Below are 15,208 nucleotides of genomic sequence, written 5' to 3'. Positions count from 1 at the left end.
AGAAAAGTCATTACAAATCGCTAGTTTTGATAAAATGGCTAGCTTGCTGTTACAACTTCAACACCAATACTCTAGTGTGGATACATTATCTATGGGTATGTCTGGCGATATGCACGAGGCTATTACTTGCGGAAGTACTATGGTCAGAATAGGCACAGGTATTTTTGGCAAACGAAACTCCACAATTTAACAAATTAGAAATTCAACTTTGAAAATTCACTTTAGGTTATAGGTATATGCAACACAGAAAAATTGGCTTTATTGGTGCGGGTAATATGACTCGTAGTATCATCAGTGGACTTATTTCCCATGGTTATCCAGCAAATTTAATCATGGCGAGTAATCCCAGTGAAGGTAAACTTGAATCATTAAAACAAAGTTATGGAATTCAAATTACCCAAGACAATAATCAAGTTACTGAACATGCAGATGTAATGGTTTTAGCCGTCAAACCTCAATTAATGGAGCAAGTGTGTTTCAAATTAGCATCTCATGTGGATTTGAGTAATAAATTATTTATCTCAATTGCCGCAGGTATTCCTACAAGTAGGTTACAACAAATGTTAAGTGGCCAATCTTCGCCAGAAAGTGTGCAAATGATCAGGACAATGCCAAATACGCCAAGCGCTTTAGGTAAAGGCATGACAGGACTATTTGCCGATGACTCTATTGATTTAGAAGATAAAACTTTTGCCGGTGATTTAATGGCACAAGTAGGTGAAATTGCCTGGGTTGAAAAAGAATCTATGATAGATGCGGTAATTGCAGCGGCAGGCAGCAGCCCTGCTTATTTCTTCTTGTTTTTAGAAGCAATGCAAAAAGAAGCAGAAAATTTAGGCTTTGATAAAAATACATCGCGCTTGTTGGTGCAGCAATCCATGTTAGGTGCTGCTGAAATGGTTTGTCACAATCCAAACCTTGAATTAAGCGAGCTACGAACCCAAGTTACATCTAAAGGAGGCACAACAGCCAAAGCAATAGAATCGTTTCAGCAGCAAAACTTAGAAACCGTTGTTGCTAACGCAATGCAAGCCGCGGTTAATCGCGCTGAAGAAATGGCAAAACAATTTTAGTGCCTCCATTCAATAATTTAGGAAAAGATAATTTATGAGCTCAGTACATTTTTTAATTAGCACACTCTTTGACCTATACCTTATGGTTGTATTGTTGCGCTTGTGGTTACAATTTTCACGTGCCGACTTTTATAATCCTTTTAGCCAGTTTGTGGTAAAAGCAACTCACCCACTAATCGCTCCTATGCGCAGAATTCTGCCGTCAATAGGACGATTAGACACAGCGACGTTAGTATTAGCGCTATTAGTGGCAGCATTAAAATTAGTCATTGTGAATTTAGTGGTTCAAGGAGTGGGAGTAGATCCATTATCATTAGTGATTGTTTCTGGCATTATTGTTATTAAAGAATCGCTTACCTTAATTATGTATGTGCTGATACTTCGGGCTATCATGAGTTGGGTTAGCCAAGGTCGCAACCCAATGGAATTAGTATTAGCTCAACTAACCGAACCTATGTTAGCGCCCATTCGTCGCAGAATGCCTGATATGGGAGGCTTAGATTTGTCGGTTATGGTGGTAATTTTATTACTATTATTTATTCAGAAATTATTAGGTGATCTTTTTGGTATTTTCTAAACAAAAGTATGTCGTTTATGTTGGTTTAATGGTCGCTAGTCTATTAACGGCTAGCCAAGTTAGAGCGGAACAAAAAATCAGTTTAGCCAACTGGGATGTACACTACATTGCTTTTACCAGCACTTTTTTAACACCTGCTGTAGCTAAACAATATGGCATTGTGCGCAGTAAATTTAATGGTGTCATTAACATCTCAGTACTAGACAAAAAAGACAAATCAGCCCAATCAGTTGCGCTTTCAGGCACAGCAAAGAATTTACTTGGAGTAGTTAAAAAACTCTCTTTCAAGGAAGTTCAAGAAGGTAAAGCAATTTATTATTTGGCTGTTTTACCTTTTAGTGACCAAGAACAATACCGTATTTCGGTCAATATAAACGACGGTGAAATTGAAAAAACATTAAAGTTTCAGCATAAGTTTTACGCAGAATAGAAACACCTAAAAACATACAACCTTAGTCTAATATCGAAACAGTTTAATTGCGCTAAAAATAATATTGTTCTATTGTCACTTGTATCAATCCAGAAATAAGTTGCTGGCGTTTCAATGGAAGACAAGCCCTCAAATAAGTCCCTTCTTAATCTAAATAGAAGAGCGGCTTTAAAATCTATTGGCAAAACCGTTGTCGGTGCCGCAGCCATAGTTAAAGCTCCATATGTATTTGCAAAAAAACGAACTCAGTTAAAAGTCCTTGGGACGCATGTCACTTTGCAACAAGAGTTAAAACGCAGAGCTATGGATGACCTCGGCTTAGATCTTATATATGAAGCAAAAGGAAGTGCTGCGGTATTACAAAAAGCCTCAGTGAATCCACAAGCATTTGATTTATATGAACAGTGGTCAAATAGTATTCGTCCTTTGTGGGCTTCTGGCTCAATACAGCCTATTGATAAAAAAAGGCTCACTTATTGGGACGAAATCAACCCACTTTGTAAAACAGGGCAGATCAGTTCAGAAGCCAAATTTGGCGCGGGTGATGCTCCCTATAAAATATTACATATTCAAAAAAATGGTCGCTTAGGAGTAGAGCATACTGATCAGCTTAGCTTTTTACCCTATGTGCATAATGTTGATTCATTTGGTTACAACACAAACGTCATCGCGAAAGGCACACCTTACATTACTGAAAGTTGGGGTTGGCTACTTGATCCTAAATACTCTGGAAAAGTAGGTATTGTTAACGCCCCAACTATTGGCATATTTGATCTTGCCCTTGCGGCGCAAGCACAAGGTTTAGCTCATTTTACAGACATAGGTAACTTGACTAAAACGGAGATAGATCAACTATTCAAAATCTTAATTGTGCTCAAAAACCAAAACCATTTTAGTGGCTTTTGGAATTCAGTACCTGAATCTGTCGATTTTATGCGAACTGGTCGCGTTGTTATTGAGAGCATGTTTTCTCCTGCTGTAGCGACCTTAAATGGTAAAGGTATTCCAGTAACTTACGCTGCGCCTAAGGAAGGTTATAGAGGATGGCATGGTGTTATGTGTTTATCTGCGGCTTCAAAAGGTCGTAATAAGGACGCAGCCTATGAATATATGAATTGGTGGTTATCCGGATGGCCTGGCGCATTCATTGCTAAACAAGGTTATTATATTTCTAATCCAGAACGCTCAGCTAAATACATGCAAAAAGATGAATGGGACTATTGGTACCAAGGAAAACCGGCCCCAGTAGACTTGAAAGGTACTGATGGTAAAACATCCGTGAAAAAAGGCGAAGTGCGTACTGGAGGAAGTTATATAAAACGTTTTAGCAATGTGGCAGTATGGAATTCAGCAATGCCCACATACGATTACAGTGTTCAAAAGTGGTATGAGTTTATAAGCTCTTAACAAAAAGGCCTAACGTGCTTAAAACGATCAAAGCTCAAATAATACTGGTTTCTATCATCTTGATTATACTTTTGTTATCTCAAGTATTTTTATCACGTAGTATTCGCTCAAATTTTGAAGATAGTTTAGACCTTACGCAAGTGGCAGTGTTAAAAGTAAACTTAGTACGAGAATTAGAAAGAGACGTTATTGATTTACAACGTAACGTTCTTATTTATAAAGAGTCTGCAAGTGAGTCTGCCATCAATCGCTTTAACTCTCTGATGAAAGACAACAAAGACAACCTTAAAAAACTAGAAGAACTCACCAACCAAAATTCAAACAGTCATGTCTATCAAGATTATATATCAAGGATGCGCTCACACTTAAAAGAGTATGACGAAAACTTTGGTAACGTAGTGTTAGGTCGAACCAAACGACAGTACATATACAAAATTGGCGTGTTAGCAGAGCTCGAATCCATGTTTGGAGAGTTAGACACCCAGAATTCAAAAAGCACTTCATCAGCTATGGAGCAAACTAAATACCATTTAGCCAGAGCACAAAACTTTTTATTACAGTATCTATCTACACCAGAACAAGAGTTAGTCGACTCGTTTCAACAGCAACTCAAACATGCCAAATCAGTCGTACAAAAAGATTTAGGAAATAATGACAATATGCAGGCAGAGCTTGAAAAGCTGACCGAAATTGAAAATAACTTTTTACAGTTAGCGCAAATTACTCGAGGGTATTTGTTCTTGGTAAATGTAGTCATGGCAGGGTCAGCAAATGAATTTTTATTTCTAGCTCGAGAGCTTAACCGCTTGGTAACTGAAAACTTATCGGAAACCAATGTAAACGTTAAACAGTCAGTGGAAAAGACTCAAACCAGTAGCGATATATTCTCTTCTTTTGGTATTTTATTAGCATTGGGAACAGCTTTATTCTTGGTTTATCGCATCATGGTGCCAATCAAAAAGATCACTAATGTTTTCCAAAAATTGGCTAAAGGTCAAGATCTTGAATCATTAATTGGTCTTAATCGAAATGATGAAGTTGGCCAATTAAGCCAAGCAGCATCAGTCTTCCATGAAAAAAACAAACAAACGACAGTTCTGCTTAAAGAATCACAAACACTGAACACCAAGCAAGAAGCATTGAATCAACAACTGCTAATTTCTAATAAAGAAGCAGAACAAGCCACCGCTTCTAAAAGTATGTTTTTAGCCAACATGAGCCATGAAATTCGTACCCCTATGAATGGCATAATCGGTATGGTAGACATAGTTTTACGTTCAGAATTAACAACTTATCAAAGAGACAAGTTAGATAAAGTTGCTTATTCAGGAAAAATATTACTGAGTTTGATTAACGATATATTAGATTTTTCAAAGATAGAGGCAGGAAAATTAGATATTGAAAGTGTAGATTTTTCAATAAACTCAGTACTGGCAAATGTATTGGCTAACATCACCACAAAAGCCAAGGAAAAAAATCTGAATGTGTGTTTTGACGTAGCACCCGATATTCCTTCTCAACTATTGGGTGACCCTTTACGTATTACTCAGGTACTACTCAACCTCACCAGTAATGCCGTGAAGTTTACGTCTTATGGGGCCGTATCAGTAAAAATTTCATCTACCGAAGCAGACGAAGCTAAATATAAAACACTCATGGTCGAAGTGATTGACTCTGGCATAGGCATGACTGCAGAACAGGCTAACAAGGTCTTTGATTCGTTTACCCAAGCGGATGGTTCCACCAGTCGTAATTTTGGTGGTACAGGTTTAGGTTTATCCATAGTTAAACACTTAGTGCATTTAATGGATGGTTCAGTTTCAGTGGAATCAGAGCCCGGCAAAGGCAGTACTTTTAAAGTATCATTTAGATTACAAGTATGTGACGATGCAACGAGTATTATGCCAAGGGTTCAGGTACCTAAAGGCAAATTATATTACTTCAGCGAAGGTCGAAAAGGTCTGTTGGCCAATCATTACATTGAAAAAATAGACTGTGATTACCATCACTTACCCATTAAACAAATTCCTTCCATCGTAGATGATATTACTGAACAAGATGTAATAATTATGGACGTGCCTGGTTCACCGACATATAAAACCTTTCATGGCACAGTTGAACAGTTAATGACTAAAACCAAACAAGTTGGTTTTGTCACTAATTCTCAACCTAGCAATTTACCAGAACAGTTATCAGCACTTTGGCCAATTAAGTGTTTGTCTCATCCATTTTTACCTCAGCAAGTGACCCAATTCATTCTTCAATTATTTGATTTAGAAGTCCCTGATCTTGATGATGATATGATTCACCACAGCCCTAAAAAACAATCTTTATATCAAGGCCACGTGCTACTGGTTGAAGATAATTTGATTAACCAAGCAGTAGCAGGGGAAATGCTCAAGATTCTAGGCGTAACATTTGACGTAGCAGAAGATGGTCACCAAGCAGTGACCAAAATAAGTAACTCCCCACATTACGATTTAATTTTGATGGATATTCAAATGCCCCTTATGGATGGATATCAAGCGACCCAAGAAATCAGAAAACTAGGTCATCACGACTTAATCATCTGCGGGTTATCAGCCAACGCTATGAAAGAAGACTATGCAAAAGCTACGGAAGTAGGCATGAATGATTACATCACAAAACCTCTAAAACAAAAAACATTAGAGGCTTTGCTTGCTAAACACATCCCCGTTAGCCAAACCTAAAGAAAAAGTTTAATCACTGACGTTATTGGAATGTTCAATCCTGAACTCTCTAGGCGTTTGATTGTAATGCTTTTTAAATACCGCATACATATATTGCAATGAAGGATAGCCACAAACTTGCGCTACTTCATTGGTTGAAACGTCAGATTCTTTTAACAGTTTGCTGGCCTTATCCAGTTTCTCATTGTGTATTTCTGCATGAATACTATGCCCCCTTTCCTCCTTAAAGCGCTGCTCTAGGTTTGAACGAGACACCCCAACAAAATCCAACACTTGATCAACCTTGATCCCACGGCAAGCATTTTGTCGAATGTAGTGCATAGCTTGGATCACAAATGGGTCTTTAAGTGCTTTAAAGTCGGTAGATTGACGCTCCGATACGCCCAAAGGAGGCACCAATACACGTTTGTTTTTTAAACCGCTATTGTCTAAGTGACGATGCAATAGTTTAGCCGCTTGAAAGCCCATATCAAAACAACCTTGAGTAACAGAACTCAAACTAATACGGCTTAGATACCTAGCTATATCATCGTCATCGATTCCCACGATAGAAATATTATCTGGTACCAATTTACCAATATGGTCACAGGCTTGTAATAAATGCCGGGCTCTAGCGTCAGTCACAGACACAATTCCCACGGGATTAGGCAATGCTTGAATCCAGTCTGTTACTCTATTCATAGTGTATTGCCATGTTTCCGGACGAGTTGGATGACCTCTATAAATCGAGCAGTCGTAACCGTCTGCTTTACATAATTTAATCATGGCTTGTTCACGTTCGACCGCCCACCTATGATTTTGATCAGCAGGAAAACCATAAAAAGCAAAACGTTCTAAGCCTTTCTTTTTCAGGTGTTCATAGGCACATTTTACAACCGCAAAATTATCCGTCGCTACATACGGTACGTTGGGGTATTCCTCTACATTAGAGTATGAACCACCGACTCCAATTACCGGCACTTTGGCGTTGACCAACGCAGCTTGAACAGTAGGATCGTCAAAATCAGCAATGATGCCATCGCCCCCCCACTCTTCAATATTTTCTAGACGAGTTAATACATCTTCTTCAAGGTAGATGTCCCAATCTACCTTGGAGGATTGTAAATAATGACCAATTCCTTCAATTACTTGACGGTCATACACTTTATTTGCATTGAATAACAAACTAATACTATGTTTTGCTTGGAACATATAGCACTCCGCTGAAGCTTAATAAAAAACGTTACGTTTTCTACTTTATTGCAACACTATTGTTACAAATCATTATAAACATGTTCTAGATATTTTTTACTTTTTTTCGTTATTTAATTTCGTTTTCACCTCCTAGGGTCTTTATAGCCTGCACTGTTTGCTATAGTGATTGAAATTATTTAGGAGAATTTGAATGTTTCTAGGCGTAGATTTAGGCACTTCAGGTATTAAAATAGTGTTAACAAATGAAGCTGGCGACATAGTCGACAGCGCTTCGAGCTCGTTTGAAGTGAGCCGTCCGCAACCATTATGGTCAGAACAAAACCCACAAGATTGGTGGACAGGTTTTTGTGCCTCAATGGATACCTTACATGCTAAACATAACTTAGCTGAGGTAAAAGCCATTGGTTTAGCAGGCCAAATGCATGGTGCGACCTTATTAGACACCCAGCAAAATATCATTCGCCCGGCTATTTTGTGGAACGACGGTCGTTGTGAAGCGGAATGTAAAACATTAGAAAAACTGGTACCCAATGTGCAAAACATAACGGGCAACATAGTGATGCCAGGTTTTACGGCACCTAAATTATTGTGGGTTAAAAATCACGAAGCAGATAATTTTTCTAAAGTAGACAAAGTATTGCTTCCCAAAGATTATTTACGTTATTTAATGACCGGCGATTTTGCATCAGATATGTCAGATGCAGCGGGCACCATGTGGTTGGATGTAAATTCTCGTCAATGGCATGCAGAACTGTTAAGCGCATGTGATTTGTCTGAAGACAATATGCCTAAGCTTTATGAAGGTTCTGAAATTACCGGTACGTTAACAGCAGAAGTCGCCGCTCGTTGGAACATGCAAGCAGTTCCTGTTGTAGCTGGCGGTGGTGACAATGCAGCAGGTGCTGTAGGTGTTGGCATTGTTAAACCAGGACAAGCCATGTTATCTCTTGGTACTTCAGGCGTATATTTTGCCGTCACCGATGGTTTTAAAGCCAACCCAGAATCTGCCGTACATAGTTTTTGTCACGCCCTGCCTAATACTTGGCACTTAATGTCAGTGATGTTAAGTGCGGCAAGTTGTTTACAATGGTACGCCGAATCCATTGCCCAAAAACCAGTGGGCGATTTATTAGCAGACTTAGCCAAAGCTGATATTGATTATGAAAATGCCCCCATTTTCTTGCCCTATTTAAGTGGCGAACGTACTCCCCACAACAACCCATTTGCCACAGGTAGTTTTATTGGATTAACCCACTCCACTGACCAAGCCACCTTAACCCACAGTGTGTTAGAAGGTGTGAGTTTTGCATTTGCAGATGGCGTGGAATGTTTACATGCATCTGGAGTGGATGCAGATGAAATCACCCTAATTGGTGGTGGGGCTAAAAGCATTTACTGGCGACAACTTTTGGCCGACGTACTTAAGCGCCCTGTTAACTACCGTAAAGGTGGTGATGTTGGTCCGGGATTAGGTGCCGCAAGGTTAGCTCAAATAGCCATAGACACAGACAAAACATTAGCACAAATTTGCCCACAACCAGATTTAGAAGCGGTATTTGAACCTAATGACGAAAACGTTGCAATGTACGCTAAACGACGTAAGAAATTTCAACAAATTTATAAACAACTATCGCCTTTATTTTAATCATTTTTTTAAAAATAAGCCGATTTCTTTTTAATTTAAGAAAATGAGTAACACTTGATAAAAAGCACAATTCTTTATCAAGAAAACATAATTGAGAGTCTGTTTGAATTAACAGATGATACGAAAATTACATAGTTATTATTGATTGCAGGAGAGCCTCATGGCCGAATATTTTAAGAACATCGAAAAAATTAAATATGCAGGACCAGATTCAACCGATCCGTTAGCTTTTCATCACTATAATGCAGATGAAAAAATACTAGGAAAAACAATGAAAGAGCACTTACGTTTTGGTGCTTGTTACTGGCATAACTTCTGCTGGGATGGCGCTGACGTATTTGGTCAAGGCACTTTCGGTCGTCCATGGTTGAAACCAGGCGATGCAATGGAAAGAGCCAAACAAAAAGCTGATGTAGCTTTTGAATTCTTTTCAAAAATTGGTGTGCCTTATTATAGTTTCCATGACATTGATGTATCTCCAGAAGGCAACAGCATCAAAGAGTACGTAAACAACTTTGCACAAATGACTGACGTACTTGAACAAAAACAAGAAGAGACAGGTTTACAGTTATTATGGGGAACTGCCAACGCATTTAGTAACCCTCGTTACGCGGCTGGAGCATCAACTAACCCGAATCCTGAAGTATTTGCTTACGCAGCCACTCAAGTATTTAATGCTATGAACGCCACTAAACGTTTAGGCGGGTCTAACTACGTATTGTGGGGCGGTCGTGAAGGTTACGAAAGTCTACTTAATACAGACTTACGCCAAGAACGTGAACAAATGGGTCGCTTTATGCAAATGGTGGTTGAGCATAAACACAAGATTGGCTTTAAAGGCACATTATTAATTGAGCCTAAGCCTCAAGAGCCAACAAAACATCAGTATGACTACGATACTGCTACTGTTTACGGATTCTTAAAGCAGTTTGGTTTAGAAGACGAAATTAAAGTGAACATCGAAGTTAACCACGCAACACTTGCTGGTCACTCTTTCCAACACGAAATTGCCACCGCTATTTCATTAGGTTTGTTCGGCTCAGTTGATGCTAACCGTGGTGATGCCCAGAATGGCTGGGATACTGATCAATTCCCAATTGATGTACCAGAATTAACCCTAGTGATGACCGACATATTAAAAGCCGGTGGTTTTGAAAATGGTGGTTTCATGTTTGATACTAAACTACGTCGCCAATCAACCGATCCAGCCGATATGTTCCACGGACACATAGGTGGCATGGATCACTTAGCATTAGCCCTGAAAAAGGCTGCAGCTATCGTTGAAAAAGACTTCCTAGGTGACGCAGTAGCAAATCGCTACAGAAATTGGAATGGTGACTTAGGTAAAGCTATTGCTAAAGGAGAGCATAGCTTAGAATCTTTAGCTAAACACGCTGTGGATAGTGAAATCAATCCACAACACGAAAGTGGTAAACAAGAGTTATTAGAAAACCAAGTTAACCGCGTTTTATTCGGTTAATCTTCGTTTTTTAAACACTATTTAAAAGGCCTCGATTGAGGCCTTTTTTTATAATACTGAATTAGAAAATAACCATCACTTCTGACAAATAGGAAAAGCGATACGTTTAGTGCAACCTATGTCATACCAAGGCCCATTGGTATTGTCTTTACTATTTCTCAACACTACACAATCTTCGTCTTCACCGTTTTTCATCACATTATTTGGCTGAGAGCCTAGAGTGGTTTTCCCCCAGTTATTATAGTCACTCCCCTTCAAAGGTTTTTGGTTGGCGAGCCACATAAACTGGCCTTCTTGTTTGGCATCAGTTAGCCCTATCCAAAATTGATCACCGTCGTTTAATTGAAGCCTAGGTTTTGAAAAAGCTAACTTTCGCACGAGTTCATTTTCTTCCGCACTTGTGATCATAACTGGCACTGCGCCCAGGGCGGCACAATATTGCGCCACCTTAGTAAAAGGAATTTTATCTGTGTGACTGATAAGATATTGTTTATCTTGATTAGCAAAAACACTCTTTGATAACAAAACGATTAAACAAATAGTGAGCTTTATCCTTAACTTATTCATTCTTTATCTTCCTTAAAATATTTGTAGTTTAAGTCTTTTTATCGTTTTTTATTGCCCAAGTTTGCGTATCTTCAGCTGCATGCGTTATATGTTCACTTTTTTCACACACAACTGCGACTCTGGGTATGGAGATATTTACAGCTGTTGAAATAGCCGTATTGGTTTGATATTTATCTTCGTTTTCAAACCCTTGCAAAAACTTCACAATGGCACTTTCGTCCATTTTGAATTTTAGTAACCTATGTAACAACACATGAGCAGCGACAACAATTACAACGCCAATCAAAATATAAATAATAATCTCAGTGCTCATGTGTACTCCTTCTTAAAAGGGGTTAGTCAAACCAATGACGCGTTCGGTTAGCAAAATATACAAGGGACAACATTACAGGTACTTCAACTAACACACCGACAACTGTGGCCAATGCCGCTCCAGAATGTAAACCGAATAAAGATATGGCTACTGCCACGGCTAATTCAAAAAAGTTTGAAGTACCAATCATACACGCAGGGGCTGCAACCTTATGTGAAAGCTTAAGCTTAATCGCCAGAAAATAAGCAATAGCAAAAATCCCATAGGTTTGAATAATCAAAGGGATAGCTATCATCACAATAGCTTCAGGCTTATCTAAAATGCTTTGCGCTTGAAAACCAAATAATAATACCACTGTGGCTAATAAACCTATCATAGACCAAGGTTTTAACTTACCCACAAACCCATCGATAGCGGCCTGTCCACTCTGGTCATGTTTTTTGTCTAGGGCTTTTCGTGTTAATGCGCCAGCCACTAACGGCAAAACAACATACAAAACCACCGACAACAACAAGGTATCCCATGGTACTTGAATGTCTGTCACACCTAATAACAATGCAGTCAAAGGCGCAAAAGCAAACACCATGATGATGTCGTTAATAGATACCTGAACCAAAGTGTAATTAGGATCACCTTTGGTTAACTGACTCCAGACAAACACCATAGCCGTACAAGGAGCAACGCCAAGTAAGATCATGCCAGCTATGTATTCGTTTGCGGTTTGTGGATCCACCCAATCGACAAAAAATCCTTTAAAAAACAACCAACCTAACGCGGCCATGGTGAAAGGTTTAATCAACCAATTCACCACTAGCGTTAAGGCCAATCCTTTTGGTTTTTTACCCACATCTTTAATGGATGAAAAATCAATTTGGATCATCATAGGGTAAACCATCAACCAAATTAACACGGCAACCACAATATTCACGTGGGCATATTCAAGCCCTGCCACCACTTCAAAAGCACCAGGTATCAAACTTCCTAACACCACACCAGCTATAATACTCAAGCCTACCCAAACCGATAAATAACGTTCAAATAATCCCATAATTTTCTCCTAGTACTTATCTACTAACCCGAGTTCAGGTTATTTTTGGTTGACACGTTTGCTCAACTCTTCTGCCGACTCAACTCGCTCTGAGTAACGATCCACCAAATAATCGGCGTTATCCCGAGTTAACAAAGTAAAACGCATCAACTCTTCACATACATCCACAATTCGATTGTAATAAGACGAAGGTTTCATACGGTTGTTGTCGTCAAATTCTAAAAAAGCTTTTGCAACAGATGATTGATTAGGAATGGTCACCATACGCATCCAACGGCCTAACACACGTAACTGGTTCACAGCATTAAATGATTGGGAACCACCACACACCTGCATGACCGCTAAGGTTTTACCCTGAGTAGGACGCACTGCCCCAACACTCAATGGCACCCAATCTATCTGGCTTTTCATTATGCCTGTCATTGAACCATGACGCTCTGGCGAACACCATACCTGTCCTTCAGACCACATCATCAATTCGCGCAGCTCCGCCACTTTAGGGTGACTGGCGTCTTCATCATCTGGCAGCGGCAAACCACTTGGATTAAAAATCTTGGTTTCTGCGCCCATGGCTTCTAACAAACGGGCCGATTCTTCCACTACCAAACGGCTAAATGAACGCTCTCTTAGTGATCCGTACAACAACAAAATTTTGGGTTTGTGAGTAGAACTAGTCTTGGCAAAATCTTCAGCCGTAGTCTGCTTAAACTGATCTTGTTCAAGGTTTGGCATGTTACTTAAGTCGCTAACCTGACTCATGCACTGGCTCCTAGCGCTTCAAGAGCAGCCTTAAAGGCTGCTTTATCGTTAACATCCACGTCTAATCCAGCAAGTTGTTCCACGCGTTGTTTAATTAAATCCATGGTGTTTCTAAAGGCTTGTGCTAATTCTTCGTCCGTACCCTGCAATTTAGACGGGTCTGAAAGCCCCCAATGTACCTTCAAGCTTTTACCAAACCATACAGGGCAAGTTTCGCCAGCCGCAGAATCACATACAGTCACGACTAAATCTGGAGCAAAGTTTTCAAACTCATCCCATGACTGACTGGTTAATCCGTCCGTTGAAATACCCGCTTCTTGCAAATATTTAATCGACAAAGGATGCACCTCACCCACAGGTTGACTACCGGCACTTTTCGCTTCAATTTTGCCGTTAGCGTAATGGTTGGTGATGGCCTCAGACAAAATACTGCGGCATCGATTATGAGTACAAATATATAAAACTTTCATGATATTAGATTCCTAACAACAGGTTTCAGAAGAAACGGATTTATTTAATTGGGATAAACTATTGGCGATGTAATCGGGGTTGTTTTGTGCGGTAGTTTTTAACACGTCTATCGCCCACGCTGGCAAGTTTGGACTAAGTTTGTAATACACCCACTTTCCTCTGCGCTCATCTTGCAATAAGCCACATTTACGCAATTCGGCTAAATGGCGAGAAATCTTTGGCTGGCTCAACTGCAAGGCAGCAGTTAAGTCACACACACATAACTCTTGTTTTGTGATTATCAGCAATAAAGATTGCAAACGTGTGTCATCCGACAAACATTTAAAAAACGAAACTGGTGACATACTCATCCCCAATTAAACCTCATAGATCGATATATGCGGATAATCATATATATGAAATTTCATATGTCAATAGGTGCAAGAACTTGATGTTAAAGAAACCTAGCGTAATTTAAGGTACAATCTCAGCTGGTTTTACAATACGTATTTTTTAGAAGCAAAATAGAAACATGAGTCAATCACTTGCCTACCTAGCTCACTATCCAGAACATTTACAGCAACAAATTCAACAATTAATAGACAATAATAATTTAGGTGATTGGTTACGAACCCGTTATCCCCACAAGCATAACGTGAGTAACGACAATGACTTACGCCAATATACTATGGCCTTAAAAAACCAATATATGAAGAAAGCACAACCTTTAAGTAAGGTGATTTACGATCCTAAAATTCATGTGATGAATCATGCCCTTGGCTTACATTCATACGTGTCTCGGGTGCAAGGTAGTAAATTAAAAAGTAAAAATGAGTTGCGGGTGAGTACTTTATTTAAACACACCCCAGAAGCGTTTTTAAATATGATAGTAGTGCACGAGCTGGCCCACTTAAAAGAGAAACAACACAACAAAGCTTTCTACCAATTGTGCACGCACATGTTGCCGGATTATCACCAAATTGAATTTGATGTGCGAGTCTATTTAACTGAACTAGAATTAACAGGACATGTGTTTAATTATCCAGAGGAAGCCTAATGGAATTTCAATTTCAAACTGACATTACTGGCCAACCAACGGCAAAATGTGACCTAGAGTATGAAGCCTTTGGTGACTGGTTATGCAACGACTTAGGTACAGATAGAGCTAAAATTCATGACTTGCTGAACACAATAGAACAACTGCTCAACAAAAAAATACCCAGCTTTGAATTGACGGGAAAAGAATATCATTTAGTATTTGAAAACGACGAAGTCGAATTATCATTAAACAATAATCAGACTAAGCATGATGAATTTAGCCAAGACTTTGATGCTAACCAAACAACAGGCTGTGGTTTAATCGACTTCCAACAATTACTCCAAGCATGGAAAAATTTTATTCGATAGTAGATTCACGTTACACATGTTGTTTGAACAACATGTGTTAGATGACATTTTCATGTAGACCGTATACCGACAAAAACTCTAGAATAAATTTGCGCCACTTTGGATCTCCATCACACCAAATTAGCGCAGTTAACCAACAAACAAAGT

The 15,208-nt window shown here is 39.2% G+C and carries 16 protein-coding genes and 1 pseudogene; 10 read left to right on the top strand and 7 right to left on the bottom strand.

Features of this window, described 5'->3' with window-relative positions:
* The 6 genes and pseudogenes from ACSHXM_RS17430 to ACSHXM_RS17405 form a co-directional block, all read left to right on the top strand.
* Positions 1–190: pseudogene (locus tag ACSHXM_RS17430) on the top strand (YggS family pyridoxal phosphate-dependent enzyme); the annotation flags it as partial.
* Positions 191–236: 46 nt separating this feature from the next.
* The gene (gene proC / locus ACSHXM_RS17425) at positions 237–1,073 is read left to right on the top strand and encodes a pyrroline-5-carboxylate reductase (protein ID WP_435690841.1); all 837 of its coding nucleotides are present in this window, start codon (positions 237–239) and stop codon (positions 1,071–1,073) included.
* Positions 1,074–1,107: 34 nt separating this feature from the next.
* Positions 1,108–1,650, top strand: a complete 543-nt coding sequence (locus ACSHXM_RS17420; protein ID WP_435690839.1) for a YggT family protein — start codon at positions 1,108–1,110, stop codon at positions 1,648–1,650.
* 28 nt (positions 1,651–1,678) lie between these two features.
* Positions 1,679–2,080, top strand: coding sequence for a DUF4426 domain-containing protein (locus ACSHXM_RS17415; protein ID WP_435690845.1), 402 nt, complete (start codon positions 1,679–1,681; stop codon positions 2,078–2,080).
* Between the two features lie 114 nt (positions 2,081–2,194).
* Entirely contained in the window at positions 2,195–3,487 is a 1,293-nt protein-coding gene (locus ACSHXM_RS17410) for an ABC transporter substrate-binding protein (RefSeq protein WP_435690837.1), read from the top strand.
* Between the two features lie 59 nt (positions 3,488–3,546).
* Positions 3,547–6,198, top strand: a complete 2,652-nt coding sequence (locus tag ACSHXM_RS17405; RefSeq protein WP_435690835.1) for an ATP-binding protein — start codon at positions 3,547–3,549, stop codon at positions 6,196–6,198.
* 9 nt (positions 6,199–6,207) lie between these two features.
* Here ACSHXM_RS17405 and ACSHXM_RS17400 read toward each other — a convergent pair whose 3' ends face one another.
* A complete protein-coding gene (locus ACSHXM_RS17400; RefSeq protein WP_435690833.1) occupies positions 6,208–7,389 on the bottom strand; it encodes a XylR family transcriptional regulator in 1,182 nt (393 codons plus the stop codon).
* A 193-nt stretch (positions 7,390–7,582) separates the two neighbouring features.
* Here ACSHXM_RS17400 and xylB point away from each other — a divergent pair, with 193 nt between their 5' ends.
* Both xylB and xylA read left to right on the top strand, forming a co-directional pair.
* On the top strand, positions 7,583–9,037 hold the full coding sequence (gene xylB, locus ACSHXM_RS17395) for a xylulokinase (protein ID WP_435690831.1): 1,455 nt from the start codon (positions 7,583–7,585) through the stop codon (positions 9,035–9,037).
* 160 nt (positions 9,038–9,197) lie between these two features.
* A complete protein-coding gene (gene xylA, locus ACSHXM_RS17390; RefSeq protein WP_435690829.1) occupies positions 9,198–10,517 on the top strand; it encodes a xylose isomerase in 1,320 nt (439 codons plus the stop codon).
* Positions 10,518–10,592: 75 nt separating this feature from the next.
* Here the strand turns inward: xylA and ACSHXM_RS17385 are convergent, their stop codons facing one another.
* The 6 genes from ACSHXM_RS17385 to ACSHXM_RS17360 are packed head-to-tail and all read right to left on the bottom strand — an operon-like array spanning position 10,593 to position 14,019.
* On the bottom strand, positions 10,593–11,084 hold the full coding sequence (locus ACSHXM_RS17385; RefSeq protein ID WP_435690827.1) for a lectin-like protein: 492 nt from the start codon (positions 11,082–11,084) through the stop codon (positions 10,593–10,595).
* A 28-nt stretch (positions 11,085–11,112) separates the two neighbouring features.
* The gene (locus ACSHXM_RS17380) at positions 11,113–11,397 is read right to left on the bottom strand and encodes a hypothetical protein (protein WP_435690825.1); all 285 of its coding nucleotides are present in this window, start codon (positions 11,395–11,397) and stop codon (positions 11,113–11,115) included.
* A 22-nt stretch (positions 11,398–11,419) separates the two neighbouring features.
* Positions 11,420–12,445 (bottom strand): ACR3 family arsenite efflux transporter, encoded by a 1,026-nt coding sequence (gene arsB / locus ACSHXM_RS17375; protein WP_435690823.1) that lies wholly within the window; start codon positions 12,443–12,445, stop codon positions 11,420–11,422.
* Between the two features lie 39 nt (positions 12,446–12,484).
* Complete coding sequence (gene arsH, locus ACSHXM_RS17370; RefSeq protein WP_435690843.1) at positions 12,485–13,177, bottom strand: arsenical resistance protein ArsH; 693 nt, start codon at positions 13,175–13,177, stop codon at positions 12,485–12,487.
* A 23-nt stretch (positions 13,178–13,200) separates the two neighbouring features.
* Complete coding sequence (locus ACSHXM_RS17365) at positions 13,201–13,674, bottom strand: arsenate reductase ArsC (RefSeq protein ID WP_435690821.1); 474 nt, start codon at positions 13,672–13,674, stop codon at positions 13,201–13,203.
* A gap of 12 nt (positions 13,675–13,686) precedes the next feature.
* The gene (locus ACSHXM_RS17360; RefSeq protein WP_435690819.1) at positions 13,687–14,019 is read right to left on the bottom strand and encodes a metalloregulator ArsR/SmtB family transcription factor; all 333 of its coding nucleotides are present in this window, start codon (positions 14,017–14,019) and stop codon (positions 13,687–13,689) included.
* A 167-nt stretch (positions 14,020–14,186) separates the two neighbouring features.
* On the opposite strand from ACSHXM_RS17360, the gene ACSHXM_RS17355 reads away from it, so the two are divergent.
* Complete coding sequence (locus ACSHXM_RS17355) at positions 14,187–14,711, top strand: YgjP-like metallopeptidase domain-containing protein (RefSeq protein WP_435690817.1); 525 nt, start codon at positions 14,187–14,189, stop codon at positions 14,709–14,711.
* Positions 14,711–15,061, top strand: a complete 351-nt coding sequence (locus ACSHXM_RS17350) for a YacL family protein (RefSeq protein ID WP_435690815.1) — start codon at positions 14,711–14,713, stop codon at positions 15,059–15,061. Before ACSHXM_RS17355 ends, ACSHXM_RS17350 begins: the two co-directional genes overlap by 1 nt.
* The last annotated feature ends 147 nt before the right edge of the window (positions 15,062–15,208 follow it).

The sequence above is a fragment of the Paraglaciecola sp. genome, assembly GCF_051252315.1.
Lineage (GTDB): Bacteria > Pseudomonadota > Gammaproteobacteria > Enterobacterales > Alteromonadaceae > Paraglaciecola.
Note: the sequence above shows the minus strand (reverse complement) of the source record. Positions and strands in the feature narration are given on the sequence as shown.